The organism is Pseudoalteromonas sp. CR1 (assembly GCF_019392235.1).
GTDB lineage: Bacteria > Pseudomonadota > Gammaproteobacteria > Enterobacterales > Alteromonadaceae > Pseudoalteromonas.
This window is the reverse complement of the sequence record NZ_JAHXRM010000200.1, coordinates 1-277: the sequence shown is the minus strand read 5'-3', so window position 1 is coordinate 277 and position 277 is coordinate 1. Positions and strand designations below refer to the sequence as shown.

At 55.2% G+C, this 277-nt stretch carries 1 protein-coding gene; it reads left to right on the top strand.

Annotation, left to right across the window (positions count from 1 at the left end; all coding sequences use genetic code 11):
* Positions 1–277, top strand: a 277-nt coding sequence (locus tag KZZ04_RS19100; protein ID WP_219423834.1) for a BCCT family transporter, incomplete at both ends; no start/stop codon positions are given.

Sequence of the window (277 nt, the reverse complement as noted above, 5' to 3'; positions counted from 1 at the left end):
GCCGCTTGTCCAACCTCAACATCGTATTGTTCAGCGGTTTGCTGATTTTTGTGCTGCTGTTCGGCCCGACCCTGCACTTGCTCAATGGCTTGGTGCAGAACACCGGTGACTACCTCAACGGTATCGTGCTGAAAACCTTCGACCTCTATGTCTACGAAGGCGATGCCGACAAAACCGAACGCTGGATGGGCCTGTGGACGCTGTTCTACTGGGCCTGGTGGATTTCCTGGGCGCCATTTGTAGGCATGTTCATCGCGCGTATTTCCCGTGGTCGCAC